General features: G+C 42.6%; 15 protein-coding genes, 2 tRNA genes and 1 pseudogene. 7 read left to right on the forward strand and 11 right to left on the reverse strand.

The window, feature by feature from the left end:
* Positions 1-28: 28 nt before the first annotated feature.
* The 4 genes from AC0VYT_RS11600 to AC0VYT_RS11615 all read right to left on the reverse strand — a co-directional run bounded on the left by AC0VYT_RS11600 (position 29) and on the right by AC0VYT_RS11615 (position 1,354).
* Positions 29-105 (reverse strand) — tRNA-Asp (locus tag AC0VYT_RS11600).
* Between the two features lie 24 nt (positions 106-129).
* Positions 130-205: transfer RNA gene (locus AC0VYT_RS11605), tRNA-Val, on the reverse strand.
* Between the two features lie 228 nt (positions 206-433).
* The gene (gene elsL / locus AC0VYT_RS11610) at positions 434-943 is read right to left on the reverse strand and encodes a cell wall-recycling L,D-carboxypeptidase ElsL (protein WP_005018779.1); all 510 of its coding nucleotides are present in this window, start codon (positions 941-943) and stop codon (positions 434-436) included.
* A gap of 3 nt (positions 944-946) precedes the next feature.
* Positions 947-1,354 (reverse strand): YbaN family protein, encoded by a 408-nt coding sequence (locus AC0VYT_RS11615; RefSeq protein WP_005018778.1) that lies wholly within the window; start codon positions 1,352-1,354, stop codon positions 947-949.
* Between the two features lie 105 nt (positions 1,355-1,459).
* Between AC0VYT_RS11615 and AC0VYT_RS11620 the strand changes: the two genes are divergently transcribed.
* The 3 genes from AC0VYT_RS11620 (at position 1,460) to dapE (ending at position 3,888) form a co-directional block, all read left to right on the forward strand.
* Positions 1,460-2,329 (forward strand): DUF1853 family protein, encoded by an 870-nt coding sequence (locus tag AC0VYT_RS11620; protein WP_005018777.1) that lies wholly within the window; start codon positions 1,460-1,462, stop codon positions 2,327-2,329.
* Between the two features lie 137 nt (positions 2,330-2,466).
* Positions 2,467-2,607, forward strand: a complete 141-nt coding sequence (locus tag AC0VYT_RS11625; protein ID WP_005018775.1) for an entericidin A/B family lipoprotein — start codon at positions 2,467-2,469, stop codon at positions 2,605-2,607.
* A 144-nt stretch (positions 2,608-2,751) separates the two neighbouring features.
* On the forward strand, positions 2,752-3,888 hold the full coding sequence (gene dapE, locus AC0VYT_RS11630; RefSeq protein WP_005018773.1) for a succinyl-diaminopimelate desuccinylase: 1,137 nt from the start codon (positions 2,752-2,754) through the stop codon (positions 3,886-3,888).
* 60 nt (positions 3,889-3,948) lie between these two features.
* Here the strand turns inward: dapE and AC0VYT_RS11635 are convergent, their stop codons facing one another.
* The 6 genes from AC0VYT_RS11635 to pilG all read right to left on the reverse strand — a co-directional run bounded on the left by AC0VYT_RS11635 (position 3,949) and on the right by pilG (position 12,418).
* Positions 3,949-4,413, reverse strand: a complete 465-nt coding sequence (locus AC0VYT_RS11635; protein ID WP_005018772.1) for a hypothetical protein — start codon at positions 4,411-4,413, stop codon at positions 3,949-3,951.
* 15 nt (positions 4,414-4,428) lie between these two features.
* Positions 4,429-8,811 (reverse strand): hybrid sensor histidine kinase/response regulator, encoded by a 4,383-nt coding sequence (locus AC0VYT_RS11640; RefSeq protein ID WP_005018771.1) that lies wholly within the window; start codon positions 8,809-8,811, stop codon positions 4,429-4,431.
* A 165-nt stretch (positions 8,812-8,976) separates the two neighbouring features.
* Positions 8,977-11,058: a methyl-accepting chemotaxis protein gene (locus tag AC0VYT_RS11645; RefSeq protein WP_005018770.1), complete on the reverse strand. Its 2,082-nt coding sequence runs from the start codon at positions 11,056-11,058 to the stop codon at positions 8,977-8,979.
* A 45-nt stretch (positions 11,059-11,103) separates the two neighbouring features.
* Positions 11,104-11,640, reverse strand: a complete 537-nt coding sequence (locus AC0VYT_RS11650; RefSeq protein ID WP_005018769.1) for a chemotaxis protein CheW — start codon at positions 11,638-11,640, stop codon at positions 11,104-11,106.
* A gap of 4 nt (positions 11,641-11,644) precedes the next feature.
* On the reverse strand, positions 11,645-12,013 hold the full coding sequence (locus AC0VYT_RS11655; RefSeq protein WP_005018768.1) for a response regulator: 369 nt from the start codon (positions 12,011-12,013) through the stop codon (positions 11,645-11,647).
* Positions 12,014-12,034: 21 nt separating this feature from the next.
* Entirely contained in the window at positions 12,035-12,418 is a 384-nt protein-coding gene (gene pilG / locus AC0VYT_RS11660) for a twitching motility response regulator PilG (protein ID WP_005018759.1), read from the reverse strand.
* Between the two features lie 338 nt (positions 12,419-12,756).
* Here pilG and AC0VYT_RS11665 point away from each other — a divergent pair, with 338 nt between their 5' ends.
* From AC0VYT_RS11665 to AC0VYT_RS11680, 4 genes and pseudogenes are all read left to right on the forward strand, one after another.
* Positions 12,757-13,338: a hypothetical protein gene (locus tag AC0VYT_RS11665; protein WP_005018758.1), complete on the forward strand. Its 582-nt coding sequence runs from the start codon at positions 12,757-12,759 to the stop codon at positions 13,336-13,338.
* Positions 13,339-13,399: 61 nt separating this feature from the next.
* Positions 13,400-14,528, forward strand: a pseudogene (locus tag AC0VYT_RS11670) (efflux RND transporter periplasmic adaptor subunit).
* 12 nt (positions 14,529-14,540) lie between these two features.
* Positions 14,541-17,645 carry an efflux RND transporter permease subunit gene (locus AC0VYT_RS11675; RefSeq protein WP_005018753.1) on the forward strand — a complete coding sequence of 1,035 codons (3,105 nt, stop codon included), beginning with the start codon at positions 14,541-14,543 and terminating at the stop codon, positions 17,643-17,645.
* Between the two features lie 90 nt (positions 17,646-17,735).
* Positions 17,736-19,451, forward strand: coding sequence for a proline--tRNA ligase (locus tag AC0VYT_RS11680; RefSeq protein WP_005018749.1), 1,716 nt, complete (start codon positions 17,736-17,738; stop codon positions 19,449-19,451).
* 39 nt (positions 19,452-19,490) lie between these two features.
* Here the strand turns inward: AC0VYT_RS11680 and AC0VYT_RS11685 are convergent, their stop codons facing one another.
* On the reverse strand, positions 19,491-20,552 hold the full coding sequence (locus tag AC0VYT_RS11685) for a hypothetical protein (RefSeq protein WP_005018748.1): 1,062 nt from the start codon (positions 20,550-20,552) through the stop codon (positions 19,491-19,493).
* Positions 20,553-20,571 lie beyond the last annotated feature (19 nt).

Here is a 20,571-nt window from a genome sequence, read left to right on the forward strand (position 1 = left end):
ATTGTGGTACAAACTCTGAAATCTTAAGTGGCGCAGCGGACGGGGCTCGAACCCGCGACCCCCGGCGTGACAGGCCGGTATTCTAACCAACTGAACTACCGCTGCACGAAAGATCACAACATAAAGGCTTGGTGGGCGCTGACGGGATCGAACCGCCGACATTCTGCTTGTAAGGCAGACGCTCTACCAACTGAGCTAAGCGCCCTTTAGGTCTTCATCGTTTGTGAGGTGCATTATAGAGAATCCTCATCTGGTGTCAAACGCTTTTCTATCTGTTTTCATAAAAATACTTTCGAATGATTAAAAAATAGGTAAATTAAAGGAAAAACAATGTTTTTTGTATTTTATTTAAACATTTCTCTAAAAAATTAGAGGTGTTTATACAGACTATTTTTATTTATATCTGATAAACATAATGTGACTTATGTATTGTTTAAATCAATTCAAGCGGTGTTTCTGAGAGAAAAACTAAAGCCTGCTCGGGGATTAAATCAAAAAGCTCAATGATTTCTTCATTACGCATACGAATACAGCCATGTGACATCGGAATACCCATCGGCTCAGTATCTGGTGTACCATGAATATAAATATAGCGCTGGAAGGTATCTCGCCCTTCTCCCTGATTAAAACCAGGCTCAAGCCCATGTAACCAGAGTATGCGTGTTAGAATCCAGTCTCTTTGTGGGAACTGAGCAGCCAGTTCAGGACTATAAATCTCATCAGTAAACTGACGTGCAATAAACACTGAATTTTTAGGATGTTCCGCCCCAATTTTTTTTTCTATACGATGCCAACCTCGTGGAGTCTGGCCTGTATTTTCCTGCTCACCTACTCCATTTTTACCAGAAGAAATGGCATAACACTTTTTTAGTTTAGGAAGATGAAGCTTCTGCTGTGCCAGATCAATTAACAGATCTGTCTGATCCAAGGTATAGCTAAACATTTTTTACTCAATTTCTCCCGGTACTTTTTTTTCGATGGACTGTAAAGGTCGATCTTGAGGCTCAGGACGCATCCATAACCAGATGGCCACAACCAGCATGATGCCATCTGTAAAGATTTTGACAAGCAGTGGTGCATTAGTAAATAGCATCATAATACCGCTTATTAACATCATGATACTGGCCAACCATTTCGCTTTACGCGGAACAGTGCCATTAGCTCTCCAAGCCCTGAGCGTTGGCCCATATTTTGGATGATTCAGTAACCAGTTATCCATTTGTGGCCAGCCTTTAGATGCAGCCCATGCAGCAAGTATTAAAAACACTGTCGTTGGCATGCCGGGTAAAATTGCCCCTATCAGTCCAAGTACAATAAAAATCAGTACCAGACTTCGCCAAAACAATGTTCTCATATCTCTTTCCTAATCCCGCAATTGCGCTAGTATAAAGTGTTTTATATGCGCACTATATTTTTATTCTGCGCGTTTTCTTATGATATTTATGGGCGGACTATGTATATGTTTGGTGATCAGCAGGCTTATTTTGAACCATGGTTACAATTTAAGCATCCTGCCATACGTCAGCTGGCTTTTAGTCTAGCCAGTCCGAATATTCTTAAAAGCCTGCCACAAGAACTCATAATTAAGCATCATTTTAATTTACATCGTGACCATATCTGGCAAAAATATTTCCAAGCCTATTTGCCCCGTTTAAAACAGCTTGACCAGCAACCTGAACCACTTGAGCACTTCCTTGGACAGCTTAAAAGTACGCGCCTAGGACTACGTTTTGAAATGCTGATCTGGTTCTGGCTACTTGATCATGCATATCATCCATATCGTTTACTTGGACATAGCATCCAGATTATTGATGGACCAAAAACAATTGGTGAGCTGGATTTTTTAATTCTAAATACCGAAACGGGAAAAACAGAACATTGGGAAGTGGCTTTAAAATATTATCTGGCTGAAAGAGAACCTTCTTTGGCATCGTGGTTTGGTCTTAACCGTAGTGATACCTTATTACGCAAACTAAATCACTTTACGCAGAAACAGTTCCAGTTTGAAAAGGTATCAGGACATCTTATTCAAGAGCGCTACGCTATTCTCAAGGGACAACTTTACTTCCCCTTAAAAAACTGGCCTGACTCTTCTGAGCCCTTTTCAACCTGGATTAATTTCTCTCGTAGATTTGGAGGATGGGCCGATTATATTCCCCAGCAAGACTACTATCGTCTACAGCGACAGGAGTGGTTATGCCCGGATCAGGTGCAAAGTTCGAACAGGGCTTTATGGTGGACTCAAGGTTTATATTATTCTGATCATGCATCTCCACAGTTCTTTATGTACCGTCTATCTCCCTTACTCAAAACCTCTAATAATGTTTAAAAAATGCAATATAAATAAGTCATTTATCTTTTTCTGAAACATTTAATAACGTTTCTACTATCAAAACATAATGTTATTTAGTAAGCAGATTTTTTAGCCTGAGTGAACATCAAAATAAATCTAACTTGGAGATGATGATGAAAAAAATTTTAGCTGCTTCAATGTTTTTGGCAATAGTACTGACTGGTTGTAACACAGTAAAAGGCTTGGGCGAGGATGTTTCTAGTGCAGGAAGTGCTGTATCAAATACTGCAGAAGATACTAAACAAAAACTTTAATTTTGCTATCAGTTTTTCAAAAAACCTTATCTACGGATAGGGTTTCCTAATTTTATACAGACTAGCTTTGCTTTAATTAAACTCCCTTTCAATTACATATTCCCCTATTATATCGGCAAGTTTTAAAGATATTGACTCTCCGGTATGACTTCATCATCAGACACTCTCGACCTTAGCCTGCAACTTTTGCGCCAGCCCTCAGTTACTCCTGTAGACCATAACTGCCAGAATATTATGGCTGAACGTTTATCAAAGGTCGGTTTTCATATAGAAAACATGCGCTTTGAAGACGTAGATAATTTATGGGCCCGTCGTGGTACTAAAGACCCAGTTTTCTGTTTTGCAGGACATACTGATGTGGTGCCCACTGGAAACCTGGATGCCTGGAATTCTGATCCGTTTATTCCTGAAATACGTGATGGTAAGCTATATGGTCGTGGTAGTGCCGATATGAAAACAGCTCTGGCAGCAATGGTAATCGCTTCAGAACGTTTTGTTGCCAAGCATCCTGACCATAAAGGCTCAATTGCTTTTTTAATTACTTCTGATGAAGAAGGTCCTTCAATAAATGGGACCGTAAAGGTAGTAGAAACACTTGAGTCCCGTAATGAGAAAATGACCTGGTGTCTGGTGGGCGAGCCATCTAGTACTCATCAGCTCGGTGATATCATTAAGAATGGTCGTAGGGGCTCTCTAAATGGTGTTTTAACTGTTAAGGGTAAACAGGGACATGTAGCATATCCACATCTGGCGATTAACCCGATTCATACAGCTTCTGCAGCGCTTGCAGAGCTATGTGAGACTGTATGGGACAGCGGGAATGAGTATTTTCCAGCAACCTCTTTCCAGATTTCCAATATCCAAGCTGGTACTGGTGCAACCAATGTAGTGCCTGGCACAATGACAGTTACATTTAATTTTCGTTATTCTACTGAAGTGACCGCGGATGAGCTTAAAGCACGAGTAATTACTATTTTACAGCGCCATCAGGTTGATTTTGATATTAAGTGGACCTTGTCTGGCTTACCTTTCCTGACACCCGTGGGGGAGCTCGTAAACGCTGCTGTACAAGCGATACATGAGGTTAATGGTGTAGAGGCCAAGCTTTCAACCAGCGGTGGTACTTCAGACGGACGTTTTATTGCTCCAACTGGTGCACAGGTACTAGAGCTTGGGGTATTGAATGCCAGTATCCACCAAATTGATGAACACGTAAATGTAGACGATCTGGAACCGCTAGCAGAGATTTATGAAAAAATCCTGATACAGCTCCTGAGCTGATGAATATAAGATAAACAAAAAAGGAACCCTGTCGGTTCCTTTTTTGTTTCAAATGAATTTTTAGAATGTCTTATGACTTAACTGGTTTTGAATCTCGTTCAGATTGGGAACCTGAAAAATCTGGTCTCCCATACGTACATACTGATAAATATTTGAATCATCAAAGGGCTGTTCTTCATCGACCACCTCTGAAATCCGCAGTCTGATAGTCTGAGGCATTTCATCACAGATCAAGGCAAAGCGCTGATCTACCTGCTCTCCTTCTATTACCAGTGCAACTGCTGTTTTAGCCGTAGGGCTATTTACCTTATAGACCGGAAGCTTAAAATCATGCCAATCAATATGATCGACGTTAATCGAACTATCAAGAGCGGACAATACAATATTCTGGGGTAGCAACATCGGTACCTGAGCATAGCATTGAATAATATAAGCATCGATAAAACCGGTCGATACTGTAATCAGGTGCTGTAACTCCTGTTGATCAATCTTTGCTAGAGTTGAATTCGCATTGGTTTGACTCATCTTTTTTCTCCCGCGTTAGACCATAACCTCAAGTAACGCTTCAATATTGGCCAACAGGTCTGCTTCCTGGAAAGGTTTGCCCATATATTGCGTTGCTCCGAGTGCAAAAGCGCGCTCACGATGTTTCTCACCTGTACGTGAAGTAATCATAATAATTGGCATATTACGATGTACATCATGATGACGTACCAGATTAGTTACTTCAAAACCATCCATACGCGGCATTTCAATATCGAGCAGCATTAAATCAGGCTTAATACTTTCCAGCTGTTCAATCGCTTCAACACCATCTTTAGCGGTCACTACATCATAACCTTGACGCTCAAGCAATCGGCTGGTGACTTTGCGTACAGTGACTGAGTCATCAACGATCATAATCAGACGTCGTTCATCATTAAAGCGATGCAACTCACGAGACTCTTTTACTTCCTTGACACGTAATGAAGACTGAACCTGACGAGCAATATACTGCCCATCCAGAATGAGACAAACCTGTCCATCACCTAAAATTGTTGCACCAGCTACTGCACCTACGCTGGCCAGCTGTTGACCCACTGGTTTTACCACAATTTGTGCACGAGATCCGACCAACTGGTCAACCAGTAACGCTACTGTCTGGCCACTACTCCCTTTAATCAGCAGTACCGGCAGAGAGTGGACTATACCGGTAAGACGAGGCAGAGACTGATTTGCTACAAACTCTGAAAGATAACGTAGCTTATAATACATATTGTCGATACGGAAAGTATCTTCTTTGCCAGCAAAATAGTCTTCCAGCATAGAAGGAGAGATACGCACAATACGTTCAATCTGCGCCAATGGTACAGCGTATTGCTGGTCACCTGCTTTAACCATCAGGGCATCACTGATTGCTACTGTAGTTGGTACACGAATCGTAAATGTTGTACCCTGCCCCTGTACAGACTCGACCGTCACATGACCACCCATCGCCTTGATACTGCTCTGTACCACATCCAGCCCTACACCACGACCAGAAATCTGGGTAATTTCTACTGCAGTGCTTAAACCTGGATGAAAGATCAACTGGGCCAGCTCTTCAGCTTCCAGTTTTTGTTCCGCTCCAATCAGACCTCGCTCTAGTGCTTTATTTTTCAGCTTTTCAAGATTAATACCTTGGCCATCATCTGTAAAAGTAATGATGACATCTGTACCTTGGCGATTAATATTCAGCTCAATACGGCCACTTTCAGGTTTCCCTTGCTTGAGACGCTGCTCAATGGTTTCAATACCATGATCAATTGCATTTCGCAGCATATGTTCAAGCGGGGTGACCAGTCGCTCTAAAATATTGCGGTCCAGCTCTCCTTCAGTGTTTTGAACAACGAGTTCTGCAGGACGGTTTAGTGCTGAAGAGGTCTGCCGTGCTATGCGCTGTAAACGCGGTAATAATCGAGAAAAGGGTACCAGACGGGTCCGCATCAGGTTTTCCTGAATCTCTGCCTGAATCCTTGACTGCTGTAATAGCAGACCTTCAGTATCACGTATTTTTTCAGATAATGTGGTTTTAAAGTCAAGTAAGTCAGATGCTGACTCAGCCAGTGATTTGGATAACTGATTTAGCGAAGAATACTGATCCATTTCTAAAGGATCAAAATCGCTGTAACGTGAATTCTCAGTACCATGCTTGGCAATAATCTGACTCTCAAGCTCACCCTCCATACGGCGTAACTGGTCAGCCAGTCGTTGAATAGCCAGTTCCATGTCGGAAAGAATAGAGCCGACCTGTCCCACATCCATTTCAACACGGGAACGGTTGATGGAATTTTCACCTGCAAGGTCAATCATTTTCTCAACCAGATCGGCTGAAATCCGGATCATTTCATTATTTTCAGTCCGCTCTGTATTGTCCCATTCACCCATCATGGAAGGTGGTTCAGTACCATCACCATGCACGAATTCAAACAGACTGCTATCAGCTACGATATTATCTGCAGGAATCTGATTAATGAGCTGAGCAGGAATTTCAGTAAACTGGATTGAGTCCAAGCTGTGCTTCAAACTGTCAAAGTTTTCATACTGCTCTTTGAAGATAGCATTTTCCAACCAGCGTAAAGCAGTATGTAAAAGCGGGTCATAAACACTGGTGGTAAGATTGTGCAGACCAAATTGTTCAAAAGTATTTTCCAGCGCATAAGCAATCACGGCTACCGGCTCAAGCTCGGCCATCCGTGCGCCGCCCTTAAGACTATGAGCATTCCGTTGCAGCTGTAGCAATAGACTCCGGTTACTGCGCTCTTCTACCCATTGATCTAACAAGTTATGAGCGGTCTGTAACAGCTCTTCGGCTTCCTCGAGAAAAACTTCTTCAACAATTGATCTTACCTGTTCATCTGTTTGTAACTCTTCGGAATGCTCAGCGATTTCCGCATCCGCAAGTGTACAATCAGCTATATCTGATTCAATATTTTGGCTCGACTCGGACAGCTTCTCTTCTGCTACTTTTGGCTCAGCCGTAGTCACTAATACACCAGTGCTGATCGACTCAATATTTTTGAGGATTTCAATAGTTGCTGGCGCCGGGTAGTCAATCTGCTGTTCACGTAGTATCTGGATGCGTTCTGCCAGCTCATCCTGTACCAGCCGGATAATACTCATCAGTACAGTAGAGACCTGAACCTGCCCGTTAATAATTCTCTGATAAATGCTTTCCAGCTCATGTGCAATTAATCCCATATGGGTGGCCTGCACCATGTTTGCACCACCTTTTAAGGTATGCAAATAACGCATTAGATTGTTCAGAGCAGTAACTTGGCCTGATTCTTTTGTCCAACTGTTCAGGTCACTATCCATACCAGCCAGTAATTCTTCGGCCTCTTCCAAGAAGATATCGCGCAGATCAGCATCAGCAACCTGATTACTATGTTCAGAATGCATCAGCGCTTTATCAGCCGCTATACGTGCTGAAAGCTCTCCCAGGTTGAAAGTATGTTCCAAAACTGCTACGTCAACCGGAGCTTTAAAAGGCTCAGTAACAGTGGACAACTCTTCTACCTGTTCTATTTCTTGCTGTACAAATGCAGATAATTCTTCAAGCAGACTTTGATGAGCCGGGCTCAGGCTGACACGCTGTCCCGCTGCAAGCGTATCAAACAGATAAATCAGCTGCTGATGAGCTTGAGTATACAGTTCATATGCATAATCAAGATTTAATAGCTGCGGTTTTGCCAAGAGCTGCTGATAGCTCTGAAGTAGTTCTAACGTAAAATCATATACGCCTTGAGAGGCACGGTTTCGTGTATGTTCAACCAGTTCCTGTGCCTGCTGTACCAAAAGCTGTAAATATTCTGGATATTCGGTACGGACCCGCTGATCAAACTCGAACTCGGCATCTAGTAACTGGTTGATTTCAAGCTCGAGGAGCCGTGAAACCAGACCTTGGGGGTTCACGAGATCATCCACAGGTTCTTGATGGAATCCGTAGTTTTCCCAAGCATGATTAAAAGTCTGATAAACCTGTTCCAACTGTTCTATATTACATTCCTGTTTTAGAATGTAGAGATAATCCCTTACAAATTCAGCATAATGAGTAAGTAAAGCGGTTTCATTTGAAGTAGATACCAGCTCATCTTGCAGCATGGTTTTAAACAGGTTTTCAACTTTACTACTTGCTTCAAATATGTGTTCTACCTGAGCCATGGCCGAGCTGCCACGCAAAGTATGTAAAGCGCGGATCAGAGCATTATAATTACTGCCCTGTTCATTATTATTCAAGAACTCATCAATAGTTGCCAGATGTTCTTCCGACTCTTCAAGAAAGATCGCCAGTGTCTCGGCAGTTAATGAATCAAATTCCTCGTGAATTTCAAGCTTCTCTACACCTAGTGGTGGTAGAGTCTCTGCTGTATGTTCCACCAGCTCAAGCCCGGTGACTGTCTCAGGCGAACATAAGGTCCAGCTAAGCTCCAGTAATTCCTCAAGTGCCGGTTCAAGACTGCCCTGCTGTTGCAGTTGTTGCCCGATCAATACGAGGGGACGCAAATCAATCGCATGAGGCTGACTATTTTGAAAGTTATAAAATAACTTGTATTTGTAAATCTTAAAGACTAATTCTACATAACGACTGATCGCCGGGGTAAAAGCCTGTGTTTTAGCAATTATTCGATTCAAGAGATCTTCAACCGTCCAAGCTAACTCACCGGAACTTTTAGCTCCTACCATCCGGCCGGAGCCTTTTAAGGTATGAAAATAACGGCGAATACTGGTCAGCTTGTCCTGCTGCTCAGGCTGCTGTATCCACTGCTGGATCAAAACATCCAAATCAGTAAAGATTTCTTCTAGTTCTTCAACAAAAATTTCAAGAATCTCTGCATCTTGGTCAAGATAGCTATCTTCAGGAAGAGTCGTTGTTCCAATCAGGTCTTTTAGTATTTGTTTCATAGCTAAAACTTCTTCGTTTCTTCTACCAAGACCGGCAGAAAACTATTTTGTAACCATCATGCAAGACGTTACTTTCGAACACGAATTCATCTTGTCGATGCGCTTAGTGCCTGTGACAGCAGCCTGCTTCAGGGACTGCTGTCTGGTTTTCTATTTTTATTGAGATTATTCAGGCAGTTTAAAGTCAGTTACAGATTCACGTAGTGACTCTGCCATACTGGCCAGCTCTGATACTGAACGTGCAGTATCGAAAGTAGCGCTGGTGGTCTGCGAGGTAATTTCCTGTACGATACTCATGGTACTGGAAATATGACCTGCTGAAGCAGCCTGTAACTTTGCAGCATCAGAAATGCTCGCAATCAGTTTTGCCAGATCGCCTGATACTTTCTGAATTTCATCCAGTGCAATACCCGCATCTTTTGCCAGATTGGCACCGCGTACTACCTCGGCTGTGGTTTGCTCCATCGAGATTACTGCTTCATTGGTATCGGCCTGAATAGTTTTTACCAGTGTCTCGATCTGTTTCGTTGCAGAGGTTGAGCGCTCTGCAAGACGCTGTACTTCATCTGCAACCACAGCAAAGCCACGGCCTGCTTCACCAGCCATCGATGCCTGAATAGCCGCATTCAATGCCAGAATGTTTGTCTGGTCTGCAATATCATTGATGAGGGAAACGATATTACCAATTTCCTGAGAAGACTCACCCAGACGCTTAATACGCTTTGATGTTTCCTGAATCTGTTCACGGATGGTATCCATCCCTTCAATAGAACGGTTTACAACATCTGCACCATTAGAAGCAATCTGTACTGAGCGCTGTGCAACCTCGGCAGATTCAGAAGCATTGGCAGATACCTGGTCAATTGAGGTTGCCATTTCACTGATTGCACTGGAAGCGCCGGCAATTTCCTGAGCCTGATGTTCTGAAGCCTCAGCCAGCTGGTTAGTAATATTTTGCGTATTTTGGGTATAACGTGATACTTCTTGCGAGGTTTCATTGATACGTGATACCAGATCACGTAACTGGTCGATCGCAAAGTTAATCGAGTCCGCAATCGCACCAGTAAAGTCTTCAGATACGGTTGCATAAGAACGCAAGTCACCATCTGCAAGATCTGCAATTTCATCCAGCAAACGTAAAATTGCATTCTGGTTACGGTCGTATTCGTCCTGTAGGCGGGTCACACGCTGTTTATCCGTTGCCCCCCGTAGTGCCAGAAGTTTAATTACAGAGAAAATCAAGGCAGCAATTGAAGCCAGCAGCAGAATTGCAAGAGCCACTTCTGCCCAGTTACTACTTGCCGACTCAGTCAGTTTGTTTAGAGCTGCCAGCAATTCGTCAGATTGAGAGAAAATTTGTGCTGATGCCTGACGGACCTGAACAATCTGGTTGGAGTTATTTAGAACTGTCGCTGCAGCAGATTTTAAGACCGCATTATACTCATCTTGAATATTGGTTAGAGATTCACGTAATGCAGGGTCATTAATACGCTCTACACCTAGCTCACTACTGCCGTTCAGCTGTGCATTGAGATAAGTACCGAAAGTTTCAGTATCAGCATTGAAGTCGTCTGCAGATTCACGTGAGCTGTCATTACCTACAAGTACGGAACTGATCGAACGCAAGATACGTTCTGCAATAAATACCTGGTTTTTAGCAATAACTACCTGGCTACTACTCATATTTTGTCGTGCCATCTGGTCGACTAGCAGGTTATATTCTGCCTGAATACCTGGAATGGTTTCAGAAATAGCAATATTGGTATCGTAGAGTTTGTTAATAATTTTTTGCTGGCTGGTAATCTGGTCAATATTTCGAGATACCGCATTCCAGGTCTGTTCAACCTGCCGAACCTCGGCATCAGTTGAGCCATGAATATCCTGTACAGTTTCTAGGTTTTCAGCAAAGCGCGCCTGTGACTGTGACAGGGTTTTAATGGACTCAGGCGTTCCAGAAGCAGTCGCCTCGGTTGCTTGACGGGAAATAGTTTGCGACAGTAGACGCAATTCCCCCAAACTACGAGTTAACTCATTATGACGAGGTACGCTATAGAATAAAAACAGTAAAAGAATAACGGATAGAATTAAAGATAATGCTGCCCCATAAATAAACGGTTTAGATTTGGAACTATCTCCAAATAACCGTGCAAAGTCTTCGACTTGTGTTTGTATTTTGGTTAAAAACGCATTACTGCTGTGAGCAGCACCGCTTTCTCCCGTATTTTTCTTTTTGAGTTTAAAGCCCATACAGCCTCTCCCCTGAAAACGCTTTTATTGAGTAGGCGCGTCAAATTAGTTTATAAATTTTGTAGATGCGTTCATGTACTGTGAGTCTTTCAATAAACGGCTGAATAAAAACACATGCCAATGCTGGTTATGCTGATAAAAATAACCCTGACAATATGGATTTAACTGATCCTCTAGCCCGTCATTCTTTGAAAAAAAACTTTGTTTGTTAAAATGCTGAATCCCCAAAACCCGATCGACCACCACACCCACATATTGTTCATTATGACTAATGCAGAGTACTTTTTGAGTAGGTGAGAAATTGCTGCGTTGTCCAGATATAAACTGTGCCAAGTCAGCCACACAAAGTAGTCTTCCCCGAATATTAGCCAGTCCACGTACCCAAGGCTGAGTATTAGGAACTGCGGTATACTTTGGAGGATAAATAACCTCAGAAACCTCCCCAAGTGGAGCAACAAAATATTGCCCCAGCATTTCAAAAGCAATACCTGACCACCGGTTTACTTCATTATTGCTGGCAGCATAGCTACGGTTGCCACGCTTTGCCAGCCGAAGTAATTCGATAAATCCATTTGCTGCCATAGCACTATCCTGCGTTGAGGTATTGTTGGATTACTTCGATTAGTTTATTTTCATCAACAGGTTTGGTTAGATAGTCACGGGCGCCTTGACGCTTGCCCCAAACCCGGTCAGTTGCCTGGTCTTTTGTACTGACAATGACCACCGGGATATCTTTAGTTGTTTCACCACGAGCAATCTGACGAGTTGCCTGAAAACCGTTAACACCCGGCATCACCACATCCATCAATACCAGGTCCGGTAATTCTGCCTGGGCAATAGTTACCCCATCTGCGCCATTAGTCGCTTCAAGAACCTCATAACCATGCTTGGTCAAGATCTCTTTAAAACGGAAAGTTTCGGTAGGTGAGTCATCAACAATCAAGATACGAGCCATTTTCTTCCCCAAGTTCTTTTTCTAGACACTGACATGATTACGTATTGCATTGAGCAATTCGTCTTTACTAAACGGTTTGGTCAGATATTCATCCGAACCCACTACACGACCTTTAGCCTGATCAAATAGCCCATCTTTACTAGACAGCATAATGACCGGTATATTCTGATAATTTTGTGAGTTTTTAATTAGTGCACAGGTCTGGTAACCATCTAGACGCGGCATCATGATATCGACAAAGACAATATCAGGATTGGCTTCGGCAATCTTGGACAATGCTTCAAAACCATCAACTGCGGTAATTACCTCACAGCCCTCACGTTGCAGCAAAGTTTCTGCTGTACGGCGAATAGTTTTTGAATCATCGATTACCATAACCTTAAGGTTTTGAAATTTGTCTTCCATCTAATCGGCCTTCCCGCTTATTCAACATAATATTTGACGGATTAATTTTTACAGTTATTCAACTTTTTTAACATAAATTTACTTGTATTTCCAATGAACATTTTAAGTATAGCTTTACAGGGTGTCATTTAAATCAATAAGATAATTTATGTTTTTATCAGAAACTGGTTTTTTTTTGCCTATACCGTATTTTTAACTGCAAAAATCAGCTCTAATATAACAATTTTATTACTGAAAGATAAGTGCTTCGGTCCAGTGTGTTGGGGAATTTTATGGTGTTACATGCTATAGCTAAAAGTTGCTGGATACGAACGAAAAATATAACCCGTGAGTTTTTGATGGTTTGCAGCCTGAGCTGCCTGACTATTCCAGTTATTGCAAATGTCACTGAAACACCTAAAGCGGTGTGGTACCGTTATTATGATAATAATGGTATTGCCAATATTAGTACCTCGGTGACACCGGCCCATATTCGTTATGGATATGAAGCACTAGATCAGAATATGCAGGTTATTCAACGCAGTCGGCCCTACAATGTAGATAAAGACATAAAGCAGGCTCCACAGCGCGCTGTTCAGGCCCGAGAGCGTGAACAGGACCTAAAACTTAAAAGAGCATATACCAACAGCCGAGTAGCTCAGGCTAAACGTGATGAACATTTAGCTAACCTCAAAAAACAGCTTAGTTTTCAACAAGACCAGCTTCGACAATTACAGAGTGACCGGATCTATTTTAAACGGCAGGAAATGGATTATTTAAGGAAAGGCCAACCTGTACCTGCTGTCTTGAAAAATAGTCTGAACAGCAATTATCAGAATCTTGTTCTCATTAAAAATAATATTACTTCTTTACAAACGAACTATCGCAATACCCAAGCCCAATACGACAGAATTATCTCACGTTTAAAAGCCATTGAATAATGTAAGCTTTTTAGAGAAAAATAATTTAAAAGCATTATGCTGAACATAAGGATGAATATGCATGCGAGTAGCAACGCGTATATTGACTCTGCCTACTCTTGACCTTATTCCCAGAATAAGCCTGTTATGTCTCTGTCTGGCCTTAATAGCCTGTGACAGGTCAGAACCTGTTGCAACACCGACCGAAGCCACTAAAATTGAACTGATTCCTCAAGATCTGATTCCGGTTAAAAGTGGTACTTTATTTAATAGAACGGCTTTTACCGGAACAATTAAAGCTGTAAATCAAAGCTCAATTCAGGCACAAATTACAGCAACTGCCACTCAAGTGAATGCATCCGTAGGTCAGTCTGTTCATAAAGGCCAAGTGCTAGTGCGGCTTAATAATCAGGATAATGCTGCCAGACTGGCTCAAGCACAAGCTAATTTAGCCTCTACCCGTGCTCAGGCTGAACAGAGCCGTTTAATGGTAGAACGTAAACGTCGCCTTTTTAATCAAGGATTTATCTCCAAGGTAGAGTATGAAGAAGCCCAGGTTGACTATAGAGGCCAGCAGGAAAACGTCAGAAGCTCAACAGGCGAATGTAGATATTGCACAAAAAGCTGACCGAGACGGTATTTTACGCAGTCCGATTTCAGGTGTAATTACTGCACGCCAAGTGGAGCCGGGCCAGACAGTGAGCGCCGGTCAGACCTTATTTGAAATTGTTGATCCTAGCCAGCTGGAAATACAGGCATCCTTACCAGCTGATCAGCAGCAGGCCTTGAAAGTCGGCCAGAAAATCGAATACCAGATTCAGGGTAACTCGGCGCAGCTCACTGCAACCTTAAGCCGGATTTCACCAATTGCTAATCAGGTCAGCCGCCAGATTGAGTTCTTTGCAAGACCAAATGAAGCCATTCAGTCCCTAAGTATTGGTGCTTTTGTTGAAGGTTATATCATTAGCAGTGACCAGCTTCAGGGTCAGCTTATACCTCTAGATGTGATTCAGAGCATAGACCAGAGCCCATATGTCTGGGCTATCCGCAATAATCGTATTACCAAGGTTCCCCTTACTCTTCTGCGTCAAGACTTCAGCAATAATACGGCTGTGGTAAAAGGACTGCAAAATACGGATGTGGTCAGCCGGGTCCAGTTTTCCAATGATCAGGTTAACCAGCCGGTCAGTATCAGCAAGCCTGCATCATAAGGATCTAGACATATGTGGTTTACGCGGATCAGTGTGAAGTACCCGGTCTTTACTATCATGATGATGTTATGTTTGATGGTGCTGGGACTTGCCTCATGGCAACGAATGGGTGTAGAAGAATATCCCGACGTAGATTTTCCCTTTGTAGTGGTGTATACCAGTTACCCAGGCGCATCCCCGGAAACGGTTGAGTCTGAAATTACAAAAAAAATGGAAGATCAGATTAACACCATTTCAGGCCTGAAAAAGCTTACCTCGACCTCAAGCGAAGGGCTTTCAACCATTGTGGCAGAATTTGACTTGGATATTTCATCCTCTGTAGCCGCACAAGACGTTCGCGATAAAATTGCATCAGTAACAGCACAGTTCAGGGATGAAATTGAAGATCCGGTAGTAGAGCGGTATGATCCGACCTCAAGTGCCATCATGTCGCTGGTATTCGAATCTAATAACATGTCATTAAAAGACCTGAGCTCTTATCTGGATCAGCGGATTTTACCGCAGTTAAGGACTGTAGAAGGAGTCGGTAACGTTAATCTGCTCGGCGATGCACAGCGACAAATCCGCATTGCAGTCGATCCCAAAAAGCTCCGAAGCTTTGGAGTCGGTATTGACCAGGTAATTAATACTTTAAAAAATGAAAATGTACAGATTCCAGGTGGAGCGTTGCAGCAACCTGACTCGGAACTGGTGGTTGAAATTCAGGCCAAGGTTCTCAATCCGTATCAGTTCGGCGAGCTTATTATAGCCAATAAACAAGGTACTCCAGTTTACCTAAAACAGGTTGCCACGATTACCGACTCTCAGGCTGAAATGGAAACCGCGGCCTATTTAAATGGCAAGTCAGCAGTTGCCATTGATATTTTACGTAGTGCGGACGCCAATATTGTAGATGTGGTCAAAAATGCCTATCAAGTCATTGACCGGATCGAGCAACAGTTACCGGCAGGTACTACGCTAAAAGTAGTAGTTGATAACTCAGAATCAATTCAATCCACCATTAAGGACGTTGCCCGTACCATTGTAGAGGGGGCGGTACTGGCAATTATTATTGTACTGTTGTTTTTAGGTTCTTTCCGCTCTACTGTCATTACCGGTTTAACTCTGCCGATTGCCTTGCTTGGAACACTAACCTTTATCTGGGCATTTGGTTTTACTATCAATATGATGACTCTACTGGCACTCTCTTTAAGTATCGGCTTACTAATTGATGATGCGATTGTAGTTCGGGAAAATATTGTCCGGCACAGTGATATGGGTAAAGATCATGTGACCGCAGCACTTGATGGTACTAAAGAAATTGGACTGGCAGTGCTGGCAACTACCCTTACCATTGTGGCTGTATTTTTGCCTGTTGCTTTCATGGGTGGCATTATTGGCCGTTTCTTCTATCAGTTTGGCGTTACTGTAAGTACCGCTGTCCTGATCTCCATGTTTGTCAGCTTTACTCTTGACCCGATGCTCTCTGCACACTGGGCTGAACGCAAAGATAGACCTAAAAAACAGAATACTTTAACTCGTTTTTTTGCATGGACTTCTAAAAAGCTGGATGACCTGACAGCAGTTTATGAAAAGTTGCTCAGGTTAGCCTTACGCTTTCGCCTGTTAACAGTATTGATTGCTGTGCTTTCTTTATTTGGGGCATTTGCCTTGTCAAAACTGATCGGTACTGAATTTGTACCTACACCTGACAAAGGTTCTATTCGGGTAAAGTTTGAAACTCCGGTTGATGCCTCTTTGCAATATACCCAGGCAAAACTGCAACAGGTCGAAAATATTATTCGGCAGCACCCGGAAGTACAGACCACATATGGCGTAATTAACGGTATGACTGACCGCGGAAAAAACCACGGCAGCATCCGGGTGACTGTTACGCCAAGACACGAACGTGAACAAACCTTAAATGATCTGAACAATGACCTGCGTAACCGGTTACAACAGGTCGGTGGTATTACTATTACTTCAGTGGCATCGGCAGATGAGGTCGTTTCTGGTGGACGCAAACCTATCCAGATTTCAATCAAAGGACCCGATCTGGATGAACTTCAGAGAATATCCGACCGTTTTATGGCAGAAATGAAAAAAATTAATGGTGTAGTTGATCTTGAAACTTCTCTTAAAGAGCCAAAACCCACACTCTCTGTCAGTATTAATCGTGTCTTGGCGAGTGATTTAGGACTATCAGTGAACCAGATTGCAAATGTCGTACGTCCACTAATTGCAGGTGATAACGTCACAACCTGGGAAGATGAACGTGGTGAGAACTATGACGTCAATCTACGCCTGAGTGAAAATGCGCGCACTCTGCCAAGTGATATCCAGAATATGTATATTACTTCAGAAAAACTGGATAATAACAACCAGAATATTCTAGTTCCGCTAGCAACGGTCGCAAGCTTCAAGGAAACTTCAGGTGCGTCCCAGATTAACCGCCGTGAACTGTCCCGTGAAGTGTTGATTGAAGCGAATACTTCAGGACGCCCTGCTGGCGATATTGGCGGGGATATTGATGCCATGCAAGCCCAGTTCAAGCTGCCGCCTGGCTATAGTTTCGACACAGAAGGTGCTAATGCAGATATGGCTGAATCTTTAGGATATGCAATCACTGCAATTACCTTATCTATTGTATTTATCTATATTGTTTTAGGTTCACAGTTTAATAGCTTTATTCATCCGGCTGCTATTATGGCTTCTCTCCCCCTTTCACTGATTGGGGTATTCTTGGCCCTCTATTTATTTAACTCGACCATGAACCTGTTCTCGATTATCGGTATCATCATGTTAATGGGTCTGGTGACTAAAAATGCCATTTTGCTGATTGATTTTATTAAAAAAGGAATTGAAAGTGGAATGGACCGCTACGATGCCATTGTTGCTGCGGGTACAACACGCTTGAGACCCATTCTGATGACAACTAGCGCTATGGTCATGGGGATGGTACCGCTGGCACTGGGCTTAGGTGAAAGTGGTGAACAGAGTTCGCCCATGGCTCATGCTGTAATTGGTGGCGTGATTACCTCTACGTTGTTGACACTGGTCGTGGTTCCAATCATTTTTACTTATCTGGATGATCTAAAGAACTTGATGATACGTCAATTCCGTAAATTAATGTCATAATCAGGCCATGAAAAAAATGAGATGAAATATTCATCTCATCTTTTGTCGTATAATCTTATTTTTACAATGCTCACTTTTAGGACTGTTTTCATGCGCGCAAGCCGCTTTCTATTTGCAACGTTAAGAGAAACCCCAAATGATGCAGAAGTTATTTCGCATCAGCTCATGTTAAGAGCTGGGATGATTCGTAAATTGGCTTCAGGGCTGTATACCTGGTTGCCGATGGGCGTACGTGTGCTGAATAAAGTAGAGGCGATTGTACGTGAAGAAATGAACAGGGCTGGTGCTCTGGAAACTTTTATGCCCGTGACCCAGCCCGCCAGTCTCTGGGAAGAATCTGGCCGTTATGTACAATATGGTCCGGAATTACTGCGCTTCAATGACCGTCATACTAACCCGTTTGTACTCGGTCCGACTCATGAAGAAGTAATCACTGACCTGGCGCGTAATGAGCTTAAAAGCTACAAGCAGTTGCCAATCAATTTTTACCAGATCCAGACCAAGTTTCGTGACGAAGTTCGACCGCGCTTTGGCGTTATGCGCTCACGTGAATTTATCATGAAAGATGCCTATTCTTTTCATGTTGACCAGGCATCCCTACAAGAAACCTATGATGTGATGTATGAAACTTACTGCAGGATCTTCAGTCGATTAGGACTCGATTTCCGTCCGGTACAAGCAGATACAGGTTCTATTGGTGGCTCAGGTTCACATGAGTTTCATGTGCTGGCTTCAAGTGGTGAAGATGATATCGCTTTCTCGACAGAGTCGGACTATGCAGCCAATATTGAAATGGCAGAGGCTATTTTAGTGGGAGAACGTGCAGCGCCTACTCAAGCACTCGAAATTGTAGACACGCCAAATCAAAAAACCATTGCAGATGTTTCAACTTTCTTGAACACTGATCCTGCCCATTCTGTTAAGGCACTCCTCGTGCAGGGTATCGCCGATGAAAAAGGTCACTCACCTGTAATTGCATTATTTTTGCGTGGTGACCATGAGCTTAATGAAATTAAAGCAGAGAAGCATCCACTGATTGCTGCACCGCTCACTTTCGCGACTGAAGAACAAATTGCCGCACTGGGCTTGACTGCTGGCTTCATTGGTCCCCAAGGGCTGGTCGAGAAAGGGCTTACCGTAATTGTTGACCGTGCTGCTTCAGTACTTTCAGATTTTGTTGCTGGAGCGAATGAAGCTGACAAACATGCAACTGGAGTGAACTGGGAACGTGATGCATCATTTACTGAAGTTTATGATTTGCGTAATGTGGTCGAGGGCGATCCATCTCCAGATGGCAAAGGTACTTTACAAATTAAGCGTGGTATTGAAGTCGGACATATTTTCCAGCTTGGTAAAAAATATTCTGAAGCGCTAGGCTGTAAAGTTTTGGGAGAAGATGGCAAGCCACTTACCGTTACTATGGGTTGTTATGGTATTGGGGTAACTCGTGTAATTGCTTCAGCAATTGAACAAAACTATGATGAAAAAGGTATCATTTGGCCTGCTGCCATTGCTCCTTTTGAAGTAGCGATTGTACCAATGAATGCCCATAAGTCGCCACGCACTCTGGAGGCCGCTGAAGCACTGTACATCGAACTACAAGCTCAAGGTTTTGATGTACTGCTAGATGACCGTAATGAGCGCCCAGGCGTTAAGTTCTCTGACCTGGAGCTCACTGGTATTCCACATCGAATTGTGATTGGTGAAAAAGGCTTGGATGCGGGTACTTTTGAATATAAAGGCCGTACTGATATAGAATCAGTTAACATTAACAAAGATGAATTACTGGCAAAACTTGCTAAATAGGTTTCCATAAAAAATCCCGCTCAATGCGGGATTTTTTTATTAGCAGAATTTAAGGCCACCGTAACAGTTGGAAATAGGCAGCTGACCTAAGTCCATAGGATCAATATTAACTGTTGCTCCTAATAAACCTCCAACCGCACTTGAAATAGGAAGTTTAACATTTGATCCGTCCATATTTAAATTTGCAAACTGCGTATCAGGAATAGACATCCACCAGCCTTTTTGAGCTGCATTTGCTTTCCAAGAGTTATCAGTTACATTTTGCCAAAAAATATCCTTATTCTGTAATGAGAGAGAAGCATTACTTGTTGCCCCCCCATTGCTATCTGCAATTACTAAGCGATGGACGGTACTAAATGGAATATCTTTCATATTGGTATCTAAATGAAGATTCTTTAATAATGGATAGCCTGCAATATTTAAAGTACTATTCGCGTCCATACCTAATAGATCAAATGTAGAGGAACGATTTACCACTAGAGTAGTAGCATAATCTGTAACTTTCGCATCTGCCGTCGATATTGGTAGTCCCAATAGGGTGACTTGGATGCCTTTAATATTAGCATTTGTAACTCTCACTCCAATATCACCACTTAAACTATTAATCCCCTTATCATCATTAAGTTTACTTAAATCTGAATTTCCACCTATACTCATCATACCTAAAGCTGAAAGTGCACCCAGACGGAAACCAGCCACTTGACGTGTGGCTGCTGAATTAGGATTATCAATAGCAAATTCAATGAAAGGATTATTTAAGACAAAATCTGAGTTTACATATGAACCATCTACAGGATTTATTCCAGTCAGAGCAATATTATCAATATCAATATCACAGCCTGCTCCCTTACTTCCCCCGCATCCTAACTGTAATTTCTTAATATTGGCATTCAGAGATAATTCAGCAGCCAGTCCTAAACGATAAAATCCCATATTGCTTTGCTGCATAGAGCCAGAGTTTATGCCTTGATTATATGTTAAATTTAATAAAGCCTGCCCTTCAACTTGTGAGAGGGCATTGTCATCTAACTCTGTCATCGCATATAGGGTTGAACTGCTTAATATAGAGACAAACAAAATACCTAAACCAGTCTTTTTCATTATCTTTCCTTATCTGTTC

The organism is Acinetobacter sp. QJM3NY_42 (genome assembly GCF_056173745.1).